Consider the following 16,661-nt stretch of genomic DNA (forward strand, 5'->3'; position numbering starts at 1 on the left):
CCAGTCCGGAGTTGTCCGATTTCAACCGTCCAACCGTCGGTAGATGGACCGTATTTCGTCCAAGGCGACGTTCTGCTGAGCCATGTCCAATCCCAATGCCGCAACCGCCTCGCGCAACCGCCTGATATCCAGATCGTCGATCGCCGCGCGAAAAGGCACCTTCGGTAGCGCAGGGAGGGCAGCCGCGATTCCGAACCAATTCTCGACGTCCACCGAAACAGTCGACTCGTCTTCTACTCCCCCGATCAACTGCTCCAGGTCGACCCCGCGAAGTCTCAGCAACCTGAGCGGATCGGTGTCGATTCGCTCCGCGGTCAAGAACGCCACGGCCGCAGCGTGTTTGCACGGCCAACCGACATCGGGGCAGGTGCAGTCGAAGCGAAACGCCGACGGACCGTCCGGTATCAGTTGAGCAGCAAGCATGTCCGGGACAACGCCGGACACCAGTGCGGCAAGACTTCCCGGCACGCGGCGGATCTTGGTGATGATGTCGTCGATATCCGATTGATCGAGGGTGTCGATCGACAGCGTGGAAACGAACGGTTGAAGTTGGCTGCCTTGAACCTCGGCCGTCACCACTCCTGGTTCGATGTCGAGCGCCAAGACCTGACCCGAACGCGCATACGTACGCCCACGCGTGACACGAGGTTTGTCGCCGATCTCTTCGACGACCCGAACAAAAGCCTTGCCCCAGAACGTCCTCCCGAACGCTGGACGAGGCTTGACCGGCGCGGGTGCTCGCCGTCGAGGCCCGGTGTACTCACTGAAATCGGGGCCCTTACCGCGCGGACTCATTCGCCCACCGCGTCGTCGCCGAGTCGCAACAGCTCGTCCAGTTGCTCGACGCTCATCTCCGTCACCCAGTTCTCACCAGTCCCGACTGCAAGTTCGGCGAGTTCACTTTTACTCGCGATCATCGTGTCGATTCGCTCTTCCAAGGTTCCGACGCACACCATCTTGCGTACCTGAACGTTCTTTCTCTGACCGATGCGGAAGACACGGTCCGTCGCCTGGTTCTCTACCGCCGGGTTCCACCATCTGTCGAGGTGAACCACATGGTTGGCCGCCGTGAGATTCAGACCCGTGCCGCCGGCCTTGAGCGAGAGCACCATGATGGGCGGGCCGCCTTCACCTTGGAATGCCTCGACCATGGCGTCGCGCCCGGCTTTCGACACTCCGCCGTGGAGAAACGGAACTTCGGTGGTGAACCGGTCGGCCAGGTACGGCACCACCAATTCGCCGAACTCACGAAACTGTGTGAACAACAGAACCTTCTCGTCGTCGCCGATGACCGACTCGACGATGTCCTCGACCAGTCCGAGCTTTCCCGAACGGTGTTGCCCGCGGCGCATCACCGGCGAACCGTCGCGCAGGAAGTGCGCGGGATGATTGCACACCTGTTTGAGTTTGGTCAGCGCAGACAGGACGGCGCCCTTGCGCTTCATCCCTTCCGTCCCCTTGATCTGCGCCATCATCTCGTCCACCACGGCGCGGTACAACGCGGCCTGCTCTTCGCTGAGATTCGCTCGAACCGTCATCTCCAACTTCTCCGGAAGATCCGCGATCACGGCGGGATCGGTCTTCACGCGCCGCAGCACAAAGGGGGACGTGACGGCTCGCAGTCGAGAGACGGCAAGCTGATCTTTTTCCCGCTCGATCGGTACGACAAACCTTTTGCGGAACATCTGCTCCGAGCCGAGCACACCGCGATTGGCAAAATCGAGGATGGACCGCAGCTCGTCCAGTCGGTTCTCCACCGGCGTTCCGGTCAGAGCAACGCGATGATCCGCGGGGATGCTGCGAGCAGCTCTCGCCTGAGATGTCTTGGCGTTCTTGATGTGTTGAGCCTCGTCGAGCACTACGCGCCGCCAGTCGAGATCCTTGAGGGCCGCGACGTCGCGGGTCATGAGCGCGTAGGTGGTGATCACGAGGTCACTCTCACGAACTGCCTGTTCCAACTCCGCCCCGGTAGCGCGATCCGAACCGTGATGAACGTAGACGCGCAAGCTCGGCACGAATCGCGCCGCTTCACGCTGCCAGTTACCCACAACCGACATCGGGCACACCAAAAGGGTTGCTGTCTTGGACTTCTCGTGCGCAAGTAACGCCAACAGTTGCAGCGTCTTACCCAGACCCATGTCGTCGGCCAGAACGGCGCCGAGCCCGAGAGCACTCATGTACGCCAACCAGTCCAGACCGCGTCGTTGATACGGACGCAAAGTCGCGTTGACCGTCGACGGTACCGCGACCTGCCGCGGAGCCACCGACTGGTCGAGCAGTGCCGAAGCCCATCCGGTTGCCTTCACTTCCTCGACCGGCAGGTCTTTGAGGTCGTCGGCGATCAAATCCTTGATCAGATCGACGATCGCTCGGTCCCCGCTCGAGTGCCGCTGACTGACAAAACGAGCCGCGCGGGCCAGGACGTCTTTGTCCGCCTGAACCCACTCGCCGCGCAACTGGACCAGATCGGACTTCGCATCGACGAGTCGGGTCATTTCCTCGGCGGTGAGTACCTTGTCTCCGAGCGCCAATTCCCAATCGTATTCCAGCAATTGGTCCATACCGACCGTACGATTCTCCGCAACGATCGGAGATGCCGCCGAGGTCACGCGCACACGCAGGGATGGAGACACCACGTTCCATGCGCGAGGAAGCAACAGCGTGATCCCTCGCTCTCGCAGGACAATCGCGCCGTGTCCGACCAGGTCCATCACGACAGGTGTGGGCAGCAACAGGTCGAGGCTGTCCTCGTCACGCGGCACGTCGCGAAAACGTGGGTAAGCCTTGATTGCGTCTTCGAGCTTGCGGCTGCCGAGCTGGATACGTTTGGGATCTGCCCGGTGCAGTCGAACACGTTCGGGCGCTTCACCTTCGGGACGCAAACACACGTGCAGACGCCACAGCGCGTCGTCGTCCGGATCGGAATTGTCGTCGAGTTCAGGCTCGATCAGCCGCAGAACCAGGTCCGGCTCTCCGGCGGTGAACGTCGCCCCCCATTCGGCGAGTCCCTCGGCCGCTCGTACCGACACGTCGTCGAAAGCATCCCCGGACAGTACGGCCTGCCACAGCGGGGTCTGCACCACCGGATTTGAGTCACCGAGAACACGACGGACGATCGGGTCCGTGAGTTCGTTCGTGATGTCTTCGATCGTCGCCCTCGGCGAGCCGACCGCCCGCTGCACCGGCGGCATGGCCACTACCAATTCGCCGATCCAGGCGCGCTGGCGTTCCCCCACAGACAACTGCCACCGCGGCCACCAACTACCCTCGGCTCGCGTCAGCGCCGGCACCACCCTCCCGGCGCGCACCCAACGGTCGATACCTCGCGCCACATGTACGAGAAAGTGCAGGTCTCCCGCAATTCGCTGATCGTCGGCCTTGAACCGCAGCAGGAGATCGACTGCGTCCGGCGGCGCCAACGCAACAGCTGCGTACTCACTCTGCAAAGGCCCGCCAGGTACGGGCGGCATAGCGACATTCACACGATGACGGAACTTGCGATGCAGGACAGCACTGACCGGATCACGGGGATCGTCGGTCCCGGCACCCTCGTGCCCGTCGACCCACAGTTTGAGCCCCACCGACCGCGCAGTCCCCACCTCCGCCCTGGTGCGTGCCCGCGCCGGCATCTTCGGCATTTTCGGCATCAACGGATTTCTCCTCGCGATGTGGGTCGTCCACATCCCGTCCATCGAACACCGAGTGGGGATCAGTCACTCGACGCTCGGCTCACTGCTTCTCCTTCTTGCTGTCGGAGCCATTGCCGGTATGCAATTGAGCGGTCCGCTCGCAGATCGATACGGCAGCAGACGCATGGTCGTCCTGGCGGGTAGCGGGCTGGCATTCGCCACTCTCGGCCCGGGGTTTGCCACGAACACCTGGCAACTGGGCGCTGCACTTGTCGTATTCGGGTTTGCGAATGGTGCATTGGACGTGTCGATGAACTCGCAGGCCGTCGAGGCCGAACAGCTGTACCGGCGCCCGATCATGGCGGCCTTTCACGGCATGTTCTCGGTCGGTGGCGTATTGGGCTCTGTCATCGGATTCGGCACTCTCGCACTGGATCTTCCGCCGTACGTCACGCTCAGCATCGCGTCGGCAATCGGCTTGCTGGCAGTCTGGTTGTGCTCGCGACCCCTTCTCCCTCACGTCGACGTGCATGCCGAAACCGGGTCGACTACCCGAAAGACACACGGCAGATTCTCGGCTCGCGTACTTGCCCTCGGAACCCTCGCCTTTGTTCTGATGCTGGCCGAGGGAGTGGCAAACGACTGGAGCGCGCTGCAGGTCAAGGAAGATCTCGGTGTTTCGAATGCCGTTGCCGCACTGTCGTTCGGCGCATTCTCCGCCATGATGACCGTCGGCCGGTTCACCGCGGATCGGATCAGCGCGGCGGTAGGCCCGGTGGCAGTGGTTCGCTACGGTGCGTTGCTTTCGTCCATCGGAATGCTGACCGTCGTGGTATCCGGCTGGCTACCACTGACGTTGCTCGGTTGGGCCCTGTTCGGCGCCGGCCTGTCGGGATGCATTCCGCAGATCTTCACCACGGCCGGAAATCTGGGCTCAGGTTCGGCCGGCACCAACATGTCTCGCGTCGTCGGCATGGGATACATCGGATTCCTCGCCGGTCCGGCAACCATCGGCTGGGTCACCAAGCTTGTGCCTCTCACCACAGCAATGTTGATCCCGTTTGCATGCGTCCTGGTCGCAGCGGGTTGTGCGGGTGTCGTTCGGCGCGATTCTCCGACCGCCTACAGACCTCACAGCTGATCCTCACGATCGGCACAGACTCAACAGGGATGCTGGTACTCGTGACCGTCTCGACCTCCACCCAGCACCCCGCTCCCTCCACAACCACTCGCTTCCTCGTCCTTGCCGCGATCGCCGTCGTAGCGCTGGGCGTCTTGTACTTCGTGCGACCCACCTCGCCCGGTTTGAGCGTCCCGGAACAGGTGCGCGCACTTGCCGAGTGGACGGTAGGCCGATTCGACGTCACCGCTGTACTCGCAGCCACTACCGCTCTGGCCGTCGTCTCGATGGTCCGCGGACTGCCATACGGCATCGGCGCGATCCTGCTCCTCGGAATGGGCGCCAATCTCACCAACGCGGCATTCGGTTCCTGGCTCCCCGATGTTCCCCAGGACCTATTGCCCAGCGGTCACGTCGCAGCGGCGACCGCGCTGTACTGCTCGGCGATCTTGATCTCCGCCCCGCAGTGGCGTCCGGTGGTCGCCGGGCTCGGATTCGTCGGAGTTGCTGCGATCGGTGCCAGCGCGCTCGCCGCCGAGCTGAGCGACCTTTTCGGAGTGATAGCTGGCATTCTGATCACCCTGGTATGGGCCTGTGCCGCAGCCATTTTGATGGCACGATCGCCCATCGCCGCGAAACGTGAAGAGCTGCGCCCAGATACGGCAGCCATCGCGTTCTCCAGGCACCGGAGCATCCGACTTTAGTCCTAAATCTTTGGGATTCAGAGATTTTCGCCGATAGCTCTCCCGCCACGGTTGGACATGACGTATGTTCTGAAATGTCCGAATCAAGTAGTTCCACAGCGAAGGAGTCTTTACCGTGAGCCTCGAAGATCTGAACCCGCTCGAACTGATCCAGAAGTTGATCGAACTACTTTCCGGCTTCTCTTCCGACCCCGAAACCCCCGAGGTTCCGTAAAACGTCGCCAGAGGCGCCTGTTCCGAGTTTCGTCTCGGACCAGGCGCCTTTGTCGTTTCAGCACAAGAAGTCGTTTCAGCACAAGAAGTCGTTGCAACACACGACATCTTTGCAACACACGGCCACGAAAAAAGGCGTCCACTCGCAGCTGCGAGTGGACGCCCCTTCCGAGTACCAGCGCTAGAGCGCCTTGAGCTCCTCGGTTACTTCGGAGACCGACTTCTTGGCGTCACCGAAGAGCATCGAAGTGCCCTCGGCGAAGAAGAGCGGGTTCTCGATACCGGCGAAACCGGAGTTCATCGAACGCTTGAGCACGATGACCGACTTCGACTGGTCGACGTTGAGGATCGGCATTCCGTGGATCGGTGAGCTCGGATCGTTGCGCGCCGCCGGGTTGGTGACGTCGTTCGCACCGATCACCAAGGTGACATCGGTACGAGAGAACTCGTCGTTGATATCGTCCATCTCCTTCATCGCGTCGTACGAGACATCCGCCTCTGCGAGAAGAACGTTCATGTGACCAGGCATACGGCCGGCGACCGGGTGAATGGCGTACTTGACCTCGACACCCTTCGACTCGAGCAATTTCGCCATGTCCTTGACGGCATGCTGAGCCTGCGCGACGGCAAGTCCGTATCCGGGTACGACGATGACCTGGTTGGCGTAGGCCATCTGGATGGCCGCGTCGGCGGCCGAGGTCGCCTTTGCCGTGCGCACGACACCGTCGGAGGATGCGGCTTCACCGCCACCACCACCGAAGCCGCCGGCAACGATGGCCGGGATGGACCGGTTCATGGCCTTGGCCATGAGGTTGGTCAAGATGGTGCCCGAAGCACCCACGATCATGCCGGCGACGATCATCGCCTGGTTGTTGAGCGCCAAACCTGCAGCAGCAGCTGACAAACCGGTCAGAGCGTTGAGCAGCGAGATGACGACGGGCATGTCCGCGCCGCCGATGGGCAGCACGACCATCAGTCCGAGGATGCCCGAGAGCACGAGCACGCCGACGATCCACAGTGAGCTGGTCGGGCCTTCCGGTGAGATCGCCTTGATACCGATGATCACCGAGAACGCGACGGCGGCAATGAGCAGCAGAGCATTGAGCGGCTGCTGGAGCTTACCGATTCCGATCGGACGACCAGGCAGAGTTTCCTGCAGCTTCAGGAACGCGATCACGCTGCCCCAGAAGGAGATCGATCCGATCACCGCGGCAAAGAGCGACGCGATGACGATGTGTACCGTCGGCGATTCGCCGTGCTGGAATGCGGTGAAACCGTCCGAGTCCAGGAACTCCGCGTACGCGATCAACGCGACCGTGCCGCCGCCGACACCGTTGAACAGTGCCACCAACTGCGGCATGGCCGTCATCTTCGTCCGGAGCGCCGGCGGAACGCCGAGCACGACACCGATGACAAGGCCGGCAGCGATGAGGATCCAGTTCCCCATTTCCGCATCACGAATGGAGATCAGAGTTGCAACGACGGCGATGAGCATGCCGACCGCGGCGATCTGGTTGCCGCGGACTGCGGTCTTCGGGCCGGTAAGACCCATGAGGCCGTAGATGAACATCGAGAACGCGACAATGTAGAGCGCATTGACCAGGTATTCCATTACTGGTCACCATCCTTCGACACAGACTTGGCGGCCGGCTTGGCCTTGAACATCGCCAACATGCGGTCCGTGACCACAAAACCACCGACAACGTTCACGGTTCCGAAGACGAGCGCGACGAACAAGATGATCTGCAACCCGATCGAGGGATCGTGCACCTTGCCCAGGACGACCAACGCACCCAGGACGACGATGCCGTGGATGGCGTTCGTACCGGACATCAACGGGGTGTGCAGGGTGTTCGGAACTTTGGAGATCACAGCGAAACCGACGAACCCGGACAACACCAGGATCGCGATGTTCGCCAGCAGTGATGTGTACATCAGGCGCCCTTCTCTTCACGGGTGACGCACGCACCGGCCAGAACCTCGTCGGAGAAATCAGGCGCCAAGGCACCTTCCACCAACATGAGTTCGATCAGCGCGGAAATGTTCTTCGAGTACAACTCGGACGCATGCTCCGGCATGGACGCCGGCAAATTCAACGGAGAGCAAATGGTCACGCCGTGCTTGACGACGGTTTGACCCGGCTCGGTCAGCTCGCAGTTACCACCGGTTTCACCCGCGAGGTCGACCACCACACTGCCCGGCTTCATGCCTTCGACCGCGGCAGCGGTCACCAGGCGCGGCGCCGGACGACCCGGAACCAGAGCAGTGGTGATCACAACGTCGAAGCCCTTGATCGCATCTTCGAGTGCCTGCTGCTGCTTCGCTCGCTCGTCGTCGGTCAACTCGCGGGCGTATCCACCCTCGCCCGCCGCATCGATTCCGAGGTCGAGCCACTGTGCACCCACCGAACGCACCTGGTCGGCGACCTCAGGACGCACGTCGTACCCGGTAGCGCGGCCACCGAGACGCTTGGCTGTCGCCAGCGCCTGCAGACCTGCCACTCCCACTCCGAGGACCAGAACCGTCGCAGGCTTCACCGTGCCCGCAGCGGTGGTGAGCATCGGGAAGAACCGCGTCGACTCCGATGCTGCCAACAGAACAGCCTTGTACCCGGACACGTTCGCCTGCGAGGACAACGCGTCCATCACCTGCGCGCGAGAGATACGAGGAATCGCCTCCACGGCGTATCCCTCGATGCCGGCAGCCTTCAACTCGGCGATGCGGTTGTCCGCATTACGCGGATTCAGGAAACCGATGAGCTTCGCGCCGGTACTGATCCGGGCGATCTCTTCTGTCGACGGAGGCGCAACCTTGACCACCACGTCAGCAGTCCACGGATCGCCGATTTTCGCGCCGGCAGCGGTGTACAACTCGTCGGGAATCAACGCCCCGAGACCGGCCCCGGACTCGACGACCACGTCGACACCCTTGCCGATCAAAGCGGACACAATTTTCGGCACCAATGCGACCCGACGCTCACCATCACTCGATTCTCGAGGGACGCCGACCGACGGACGCACTTGTGCGCTCTTCGATGTTTCCATTTTCCATTACCTTCTGCGGTTGGTGGTTCGCCTGCTGCGACGAGCGGCAACCAGCATGTGATGAGCGGAAGATGACCCGCTTTTGGGTGAATGGTGACTGATAGTAGCCAGAGTTAACGCGGCGTAGGGAAACCGACGACGCACTTTCTCCATCTGAATCGAGTCCGAACAGTATGTTTGGACATACCTGAAGAAGCCTACTGTGAGGCCGATCACACCGGAATGGCGGACTATTCCACTATTTGAAACGGCCGAAAGACGTAAAGGCATCAGAATGGCGCGCCGAATAATCACCGTCGAGCGAGTTTACGAACCGGCTTCCGAATGTAACGCCGTCCGACTCCGCGTAGACCGACTCCGGCCACGCGGCCTCAAACGCGAAAACCTGCAGTACGCCTCGCACCGGCCTCGGATGCTCGACCCGTTGTTCTACTGACAGCAAGCAAGGACCTGCCATACGGTCACGCGCAGGTCCTTGCCGACTATCTCGCAGAATTACTCTGATGTCCTAGCATTTCACTAGAGCATCAATCGCTCACATATTGAGACCGCAACTTGTGCTTGACGAGCTTTCCTGTAGCGGTCCTAGGCAATTCGTCGGCAAAGTCAATGCTTCTCGGAGCTTTGAAATGTGCGACCTGACTGCGAACGTATTCCAGCAATTCCTCGGCGACATGGGCACCAGGCTCGATTCCCTCCGCTAGTTGGACAACCGCCTTGACCTGCTCACCCATTTCTTCGTCGGGAACACCGATGACCGCCACGTCGAACACCTTCGGGTGCAAAGTAAGGATGTTCTCGGACTCCTGTGGGTAGATATTCACACCACCGGAGATAATCGTGAACGCGGCGCGGTCGGTCAGATAAAGGAAACGCTCGGAGTCGATATAGCCGATATCTCCACTCGTCGTCCACGTCGGATGATCCGGATGCTGCGCGGCAGCCGTTTTCTCGGGATCATTGTGGTACCGGAACGGCAAAGTCTCCCGCTCCCAGAACACGGTACCGATCTCGCCGACCGGAAGATCGCGCCCGGCGTCGTCACAGATGTGCACGATCCCCATCACTCCGTCACGCCCGACGGAACCCGGATGCGACAAGGCCTGCTCACTGTTGATGAAGGTAGCGCCCGAACCCTCGGTCGAGGCGTAGTACTCGTAGATCACCGGCCCCCACCAGTCGATCATTGCCGTCTTCACTTCGGGCGGGCAGGGAGCAGCAGCGTGAATGGCGACCTTCACCGTCGAGACGTCGTAACGATCACGGGTCTCCTTCGGAAGTTTCAACATTCGAACGAACATCGTCGGTACCCACTGACTGTGCGTCACAGCGTATTTACCGATCAACTCCAGCGCGGTTTCGGCTTCGAATGCATCCATCAAGATCACGGTTCCGCCGACCGAATTGATCACGCCGCAAAAACGCAGGGGCGCCGCGTGATAGACCGGAGCCGGGCACAAATAGACTGTGTCGGAATCGAACCCGTACATCGGTGCGAACACCGCGGTGTACGGATCCATGGTGGTGTTCACCTCACCCTCCGGGAGATCTCCTTTGATCCCCTTCGGCCTGCCGGTGGTTCCCGACGAATACAGCATGTCAGCCCCACGCGGCTGCGAGTCGAGTGGAGCAGTGGACTGCACATCGACCGCGTCTTCGTAGTCGTCGAAACCCTCGAGGGCGCCGCCGTACACCAATCGGTGACGCACGCGTGGAATCAGCTTCTCGTCCAACGGAACTGCTGCGGACGCCTGCCCCGACGCCACCAGAATTGTCGCCTCGCAGTCGTCGACGATGTAGGCAGCCTCCGCAGCCGTGAGATGCCAGTTCACCGCGGTGATGTAGAGGCCGGATCTCAACGCTGCCCAGTACACCTCGAACGCCCGGAGATCGTTGTTCGAGATGAGAGCGACGTGGTCCCCAGGCTTGGCACCGACACTTCGGAAGTATCGCGCCAACTGCGTCGACCGTTCGTCGAGTTCCCGATAGGTGATGGACTCACCCGTCGCAGGGCGAATGACGGCGGGCTTGTCCGGCGTGGAGTGGACAAAATTTCCTGGAAACACGAAGACTCCTCTGTCGGTGACGACAACGCCGCGTGAGCCTGCTTCGGCGTCGACAATCCTGGTCTACCACAGGAACTCTGCCACCCTCGGAGGTTTGGTGACACCGACTCGAAGCATGGGAATGCCCGCTCACTTATCCGCCGGGACATACAGTGAGGAGAACCGCACCGTCCGAAACAGGAGATGTCCACATGAGTGGTTGGCCCCAGGACTCAGTAGTCGACGCATTGACCGAGGAATGGAGAGTCATCGACGCACTGCTGGCCGAACTCGACGGCGATCAGTGGTTGGCACCGTCGAACCTTCCGGGGTGGACGGTTCACGACATCGTGTCCCATCTGATCGGTACGGAATCACTGCTCTCGGGCATCAATCCGCCGTCGATCAATCTGGACGTGCACGCATTGCCCCACGTCCACAACGAGATTGCGGCGTTCAACGAGCGCTGGGTCGAAGGCCTGCGGCGGACACCGCACTCGGACCTGCTGACCCGATATCGCGAGATCACCGCCGAACGAACCGAAGCGCTGCGCTCGATGACCAGCGCGGACTGGGACGCCGAGACACAAACACCGGTCGGTCTTGCGCCCTATGGCCGGTTCATGCGTATTCGGACCTTCGACTGTTGGATGCACGAACTCGACATCAGAGATGCAGCTGGCATTCCGGGTGAGGAAGGCGGATTGCGCGCGGAGACTGCATTCGGCGAAATCACCAGCGCGCTCGGATTCGTCGTCGGAAAACGAGGAAAGGCGCCAGAGGGAGCACGGATCACTTTCGAACTCGAAGGGCCACTTGCCCGTTCACTTCACGTCTCGGTCGACGCGCGAGCAACACTCGTCCCGGAGCTGGACGGTCCGGCGACCACGACCATCTCGATGAGCTCACCGCTCTTCACCCGAATTGCCGGTGGCCGCGTCCACGCGTCGGATCACCGAACCGACATCTCGCTTCGCGGTGACACCACGGTGGGCACACGCGTCGTCGACAATCTGGCGTTCACGATTTGAGGGCTGGGTGGGTAGGTCGCGAAGGTACTGAGAAGTGAAACTGTTTCTCTCGTCCTACCGATTCGGCGACCACCGCGAGGCCTTTGTCGATCTCGTAGGCCGCGGCGCTCGCATCGCAGTCATCGCCGCGGCTGCAGATTCGTGGCCCGTCAATGCCCGCAGTTCAGCAGTCACCAGCGAACTGACTCCACTACGGGCAGCCGGCTTCACCGCAGAGGAAGTGGATGTCCGAGACTTCCTGGGTGCACCGGAAGCACTGGAACTCCGGCTCCGCGATTTCGACTGCCTGTGGGTTCGCGGCGGAAACACGTTCGTCCTGCGAGCTCAGCTAGCTCGAAGTGGCGCTGACCGGGTCATCGAGATGCTGGTTCGTTCAGGCGTCGTGGCCTATGCGGGATACAGCGCCGGAGCGTGCCTGGCGACTCCGACTCTGATCGGGCTGGACGCGTCGGACGACCCCGCTGAAGTCATGCCAACGTGCGGTATCGACCCGATCTGGTCGGGGCTCGCGCTGATCGACTTCGCGATAGTGCCGCACGGCGGCGATTCGCTACTCGAAGATCCACAGGTGACTGCGCGGACGGTTGCGGCCCTGACCACGGCGGGCGTGCAATTCACCGTGCTCACCGATTACGAGGTGATACTCGTCGACCCTTGATGTAACGCAGACGGTTGATCTTGACGCAGACTGAGCAGTCGACTCGGCCCGACCGGATCAGCCGTGCTCTGCCACCGCGGTTCCGGCTGCCGGCGACTGACGCTCGAGCCTCGTCCACGCGATCTCCCAACGCTTGACAGAGACCTCGTCAGCGTCCTCGAGAAGGGCGTCGAGGAGCAGGCGTGGATTTTCGCGCCATGCCAGTTCAGCGGCATGGACTTCCGCAGCCGAGAACAACCCGGAAGCCTCGAGATCACGAATCCATTCGCAGATCTCGCCTCGGTGAATCCGTGCGATGGTCTCGTATCCCAGACCTTCGTCAAGGAAGTCGTACGAAAAAATTGCGGCAAAGTAACTGTTCGACTCACGCTGCCCGAAAATCATGTGCGTTCCTTCCTCGAAGTTGTCCGACGAAGACTCGAAATCGAACCGTTGAGCAGCGACGCCAAAGTTTTTTTGGCGAAGTTGTAACGCTTCTTCTATCCCCGACGATTCAAACGCTAACCCCCCGAGCGGGTCTTTGGGATCACGTCCGAGAAACGATCTGATGACCAACGCAATACCCCTGGGGTTTCCGGCCACTCGCACCCATCATCGACACGCAACCAGCGCGCCGCTGACCTGCAATTTGCCCGTTTCAGGCCCTCCACTTAATCCATCCGAACAGACGACAAAAAACTTTGTGACCGGTCCCACATATTGGGATAGTTACGATCGTGATGCATATGTATCACCCGTTGTGGGCACAAAAGTACGGGCAAATCGGCACGTACAGACCAGTTTTGTTCGTTCTCCATGGCGACGAAGGTCCCTTGAACGGTCGTCCAGTTGTAGTTGCGCTAAGTAACGGATCCCACGTCGGCAACCGATATTGCGGACGGCCTGCCAGGTAGCGTGCTCCAGAGAACGTAGACGCGGCGCGGCGCAACCGGCCGCCCTTTCGAAACGGAGCCCGAAGATGACCGAGACAGTGGCGCACAATCCCGCGGAAACGCGTTTCGAGATCCGAGTCGACGGCGAACTCGCCGGTTTCGCCGAGTACTCGGACCATTCCGGCGTCCGTGATTTCCACCACACGGTGACCTGTCCGCAGTTTCGTGGGCGCGGGCTTGCCGCCATCGTGGTGCGTGAAGCGCTCGATCAGACCCGGAACGAGGGATTGAAGATCCTTCCGACGTGCTCGTACGTCGAGAAGTTTGTTGCGGAGAACCCCGTCTACCAGGCATAACCGAACGAGAACGGCCGGCGAAAAACCAGTCGCGAACCTGCAGACCCCGCTGCTAGCGTCGATGGTGCCGTCGTCGAAATCCTGGGCGGCACCATCTCGGGGAAGGAAAGAACGTGGTCGCCTCAGCAGATCGGCGTCCACCTGCGTCCCCGGACGTAGCTATCCCCAGCTATCTCCCTCTCGTACTGGTCAATCTCGCGACGCTGTTCTCGGCGATCGGCAACGGTATCGCCATCGTCGTGCTCCCCTGGCTGGTTCTCGAACGAACCGGTAAGGCTACCGACGCGGCGATAGTTGCCGGCGCAGCAGCCATTCCGCTACTCGTGTCGAGCCTGTTTTCGGGGACATTCGTCGACAAGTTCGGACGCCGTCGAACGTCGATGATTTCCGACGCTCTCTCCGCGATGTCCGTTGCAGCGATTCCGATCATCGCGGCCACCGCGGGCTTGACGATCCCGGTGATCGCGGCGTTGGCCGCACTCGGCGCCGTGTTCGACCCCGCCGGAATGGCGGCGAGGGAGTCCATGCTGCCTGCAGCGACTCGGACCGCCAAGTGGAAGCTCGATCGAACCAACAGTGTGTACGAGGCCAACTTCAACGTCGCGTATCTGATCGGCCCTGGCATCGGCGGTGTCCTCATCGCAACGATCGGAGCGGTGAACACGCTCTGGGTCACGGCGGCAGGTTTTGTGTTCTCGATAGTCGTGGTCGCCTTCATCCGGCTTCCCGGCGCCGGAGTGCCCGAACACGAACACCGTCCGAAATCGATCTGGCACGGCACACTCGACGGTCTTCGGTTCGTCTGGAACAACAAACTGCTGCGCACCCTGGCGCTGATCGACATGGCAGTCGTCGCGCTCTACATGCCTGTGGAGAGTGTCGTGTTCCCGGTGTACTTCACAGAGTTGGATCAACCGGCCCAACTCGGATCGGTGTTGATGGCCTTGGCGATCGGCGGCATCATCGGCTCTCTCGCCTACGCCCCACTGGCGCCGATCATGTCCCGGCGGCTGATCATGATTTTTGCCGTCGCCGTTCTCGGCATAGCGATGCTGGCCATGGCGCTCCTACCTCCACTGTGGGTGATCCTCGTACTTGCCGGACTGCAGGGCCTCGTCTACGGACCAGTCGGCCCGATCGCCAACTACGCCATGCAGACGCACAGCCCGGAGCACATGCGTGGACGCGTCGTCGGTGTCATGACGTCGACGGCCTACGCCGCAGGCCCGCTCGGCTACCTCGCGGTCGGCCCGCTGCTCGATCAACTCGGAATCGCGTCGACCTTTGTGGCCCTGTCGATTCCGATCATCCTGATCGCCGCAGTCTGTGCCTCTCTGCCGGTGCTTCGCGAACTGGATCGTCCGCGGCACTCGACCGACGTCAGTTGAACCCCATCACGTCGTTGCCCCAGGCGACGCGCAATCCGTGATCGGGGTCGCTGACGAGGGTGTCGGCGGAGTCGATCAACAGCGTCGACCGCTTCTCTTCCTCGTACGGCGCCCAGTGCTTCGAGCCGTCGAGGGCCGCCGGCACTGCATGCCTGGCGAAGGCCAACCATCGCCGTTGGATACGGCCGGCCACCTCCATCGCGGCCTTCCGACCGCCGAGCCAGAACGTGGGGTCGACGTTCAGGGTTCCGAAATTGCCGAATACATAAGGTAATTCGGTCGCGTGGCCCGCGCCGATCCGCGCCGCCTTGAGCATCGGCGTCGCGTGATCGAAGCGGTAGACCCATGTAGGGGAATGCCTGCAGTGCGCGTCTGCGATCCAGAGGGTCGGCATGCGAAACGCAGCGTCCCGTGACAGTGCCAGCGCGCCACTCGGTTTCGCATGGTCAGGGTAAGCCGACATGATCTCGGCAAGTTTGGTCGCGGAGATGTCGGGGTGATCGTCGGCCAGTAATTGGAGCATTGCCTCGACGGACTGCGCACTCACCGGCATCAGCGGAGACTTCATGAACTTGAAGATCGACGCCTCGTCCTTGTTGGAACCGATGATCAGTGGGATTCGGTGCGCGTAACCCTTCTGGAAAGCCGCAACCGGGTAGTGCGGCACCAGATCGCGATCGACAACGGGTGCCATCGCCAAAGTTCCCGGAATCCGGGTCGGAATTTCGTTGACCAAATCATCGCTTGCCTTGACGAGCAGTTCCAGATCCGTGGTCAGCAGATCGCCTGCGTCTTCGGGGTCGATCGAGAGCAGTTCGAGAAACCGCTCCGCCACGGTCTTGGCGCGCTCGGCCCCGTAGACGGAGGTCGCGGGCGGACTCTGGGCAATCGCACGATGGAACAGACCTTCGGCGCTCGGACAGGTCATGAGCGTCGTGATGGATCCTGCGCCGGAGGACTCCCCGAACACGGTCACCGCACTCGGGTCACCACCGAAGGCGTCGATGTTGTCTCGAACCCATTCGAGTGCCGCAATCTGGTCTCGCAGACCACAGTTCGATTCGAAAACAGTATCCGCGGTGGAGAATGCAGACAGGTCCAGGAATCCGAGTGCGCCGACGCGATAGTTGAAGGAGACGAGAACGACGTCGCCGGTTTCAGCCAGATGACGGCCGTCGTAGATCGTTTGGGCGGCGGATCCGAGGCAGTAGGCGCCGCCGTGAATCCACACCATCACCGGTCGCGGCGTGCCGTCGGGTCGCGGGGCCCAGACGTTGATCGACAGGCAGTCCTCGTCGATTTTGAAGGCCCGATCGATCGGAACCGCCGGACTCTGGCCTTGCGGCGCGATCGGCCCGAACTCACGACAGTCGCGCACCCCGTCCCACGGCTGTGCGGGTTGTGGCGCTCGGAACCTCCGCTCACCCACCGGCGCCGCTGCGTAGGGCATGCCCTTCCACGCGAATACACCGCCATCCGGATACCCGCGGGCTTCTCCGCCTCGCGCCCGGATCACCAGAGTTCCGTCCTCGCCGAGATTTGGTCGAACGTCGGTCTCCATGTCTGAATCCCCTCCCGACCCGCGCGTGTGGCAATCAAGA

At 61.6% G+C, this 16,661-nt stretch carries 14 protein-coding genes; 6 read left to right on the forward strand and 8 right to left on the reverse strand.

All coding sequences use genetic code 11. The annotated features are described in order from the left end of the window. Positions 1 to 21: 21 nt before the first annotated feature. Entirely contained in the window at positions 22 to 795 is a 774-nt protein-coding gene (locus GN300_RS00325; protein WP_047270178.1) for an SWIM zinc finger family protein, read from the reverse strand. Further along, on the reverse strand, positions 792 to 3,638 hold the full coding sequence (locus GN300_RS00330; protein ID WP_233405628.1) for a DEAD/DEAH box helicase: 2,847 nt from the start codon (positions 3,636 to 3,638) through the stop codon (positions 792 to 794). Before GN300_RS00330 ends, GN300_RS00325 begins: the two co-directional genes overlap by 4 nt. A 28-nt stretch (positions 3,639 to 3,666) precedes the next feature. Here GN300_RS00330 and GN300_RS00335 point away from each other — a divergent pair, with 28 nt between their 5' ends. Next, complete coding sequence (locus tag GN300_RS00335) at positions 3,667 to 4,770, forward strand: MFS transporter (protein ID WP_233405629.1); 1,104 nt, start codon at positions 3,667 to 3,669, stop codon at positions 4,768 to 4,770. A 29-nt stretch (positions 4,771 to 4,799) separates the two neighbouring features. After that, positions 4,800 to 5,453: a hypothetical protein gene (locus GN300_RS00340; protein ID WP_063316892.1), complete on the forward strand. Its 654-nt coding sequence runs from the start codon at positions 4,800 to 4,802 to the stop codon at positions 5,451 to 5,453. A gap of 394 nt (positions 5,454 to 5,847) precedes the next feature. On the opposite strand, the gene GN300_RS00345 is transcribed toward GN300_RS00340, so the two are convergent. The 4 genes from GN300_RS00345 to GN300_RS00360 form a co-directional block, all read right to left on the reverse strand. After that, positions 5,848 to 7,278: an NAD(P)(+) transhydrogenase (Re/Si-specific) subunit beta gene (locus tag GN300_RS00345; RefSeq protein ID WP_003941368.1), complete on the reverse strand. Its 1,431-nt coding sequence runs from the start codon at positions 7,276 to 7,278 to the stop codon at positions 5,848 to 5,850. Further along, positions 7,278 to 7,601 carry an NAD(P) transhydrogenase subunit alpha gene (locus GN300_RS00350; RefSeq protein ID WP_003941319.1) on the reverse strand — a complete coding sequence of 108 codons (324 nt, stop codon included), beginning with the start codon at positions 7,599 to 7,601 and terminating at the stop codon, positions 7,278 to 7,280. Before GN300_RS00350 ends, GN300_RS00345 begins: the two co-directional genes overlap by 1 nt. Beyond that, on the reverse strand, positions 7,601 to 8,710 hold the full coding sequence (locus tag GN300_RS00355) for a Re/Si-specific NAD(P)(+) transhydrogenase subunit alpha (protein WP_003941381.1): 1,110 nt from the start codon (positions 8,708 to 8,710) through the stop codon (positions 7,601 to 7,603). Before GN300_RS00355 ends, GN300_RS00350 begins: the two co-directional genes overlap by 1 nt. A 527-nt stretch (positions 8,711 to 9,237) precedes the next feature. Next, positions 9,238 to 10,776, reverse strand: coding sequence for an AMP-binding protein (locus tag GN300_RS00360; protein WP_063316893.1), 1,539 nt, complete (start codon positions 10,774 to 10,776; stop codon positions 9,238 to 9,240). A gap of 191 nt (positions 10,777 to 10,967) precedes the next feature. On the opposite strand from GN300_RS00360, the gene GN300_RS00365 reads away from it, so the two are divergent. Both GN300_RS00365 and GN300_RS00370 read left to right on the forward strand, forming a co-directional pair. Continuing rightward, entirely contained in the window at positions 10,968 to 11,786 is an 819-nt protein-coding gene (locus GN300_RS00365) for a maleylpyruvate isomerase family mycothiol-dependent enzyme (RefSeq protein WP_054187316.1), read from the forward strand. A 34-nt stretch (positions 11,787 to 11,820) separates the two neighbouring features. Beyond that, complete coding sequence (locus tag GN300_RS00370; RefSeq protein ID WP_063316894.1) at positions 11,821 to 12,444, forward strand: Type 1 glutamine amidotransferase-like domain-containing protein; 624 nt, start codon at positions 11,821 to 11,823, stop codon at positions 12,442 to 12,444. 57 nt (positions 12,445 to 12,501) lie between these two features. Here the strand turns inward: GN300_RS00370 and GN300_RS00375 are convergent, their stop codons facing one another. Then, on the reverse strand, positions 12,502 to 12,828 hold the full coding sequence (locus GN300_RS00375; protein ID WP_003941297.1) for a hypothetical protein: 327 nt from the start codon (positions 12,826 to 12,828) through the stop codon (positions 12,502 to 12,504). Positions 12,829 to 13,402: 574 nt separating this feature from the next. Between GN300_RS00375 and GN300_RS00380 the strand changes: the two genes are divergently transcribed. Together GN300_RS00380 and GN300_RS00385 are read left to right on the forward strand one after the other, a co-directional pair. Then, entirely contained in the window at positions 13,403 to 13,672 is a 270-nt protein-coding gene (locus GN300_RS00380) for a GNAT family N-acetyltransferase (RefSeq protein WP_063316895.1), read from the forward strand. 161 nt (positions 13,673 to 13,833) lie between these two features. Then, a complete protein-coding gene (locus GN300_RS00385; protein ID WP_039972654.1) occupies positions 13,834 to 15,060 on the forward strand; it encodes an MFS transporter in 1,227 nt (408 codons plus the stop codon). On the opposite strand, the gene GN300_RS00390 is transcribed toward GN300_RS00385, so the two are convergent. Further along, a complete protein-coding gene (locus tag GN300_RS00390) occupies positions 15,053 to 16,621 on the reverse strand; it encodes a carboxylesterase/lipase family protein (RefSeq protein ID WP_007726092.1) in 1,569 nt (522 codons plus the stop codon). The two genes, GN300_RS00385 and GN300_RS00390, sit on opposite strands and share 8 nt — an antisense overlap. Positions 16,622 to 16,661 lie beyond the last annotated feature (40 nt).

The sequence above is a fragment of the Rhodococcus sp. Ni2 genome (assembly GCF_021352185.1).
GTDB lineage: Bacteria > Actinomycetota > Actinomycetes > Mycobacteriales > Mycobacteriaceae > Rhodococcus_F > Rhodococcus_F qingshengii.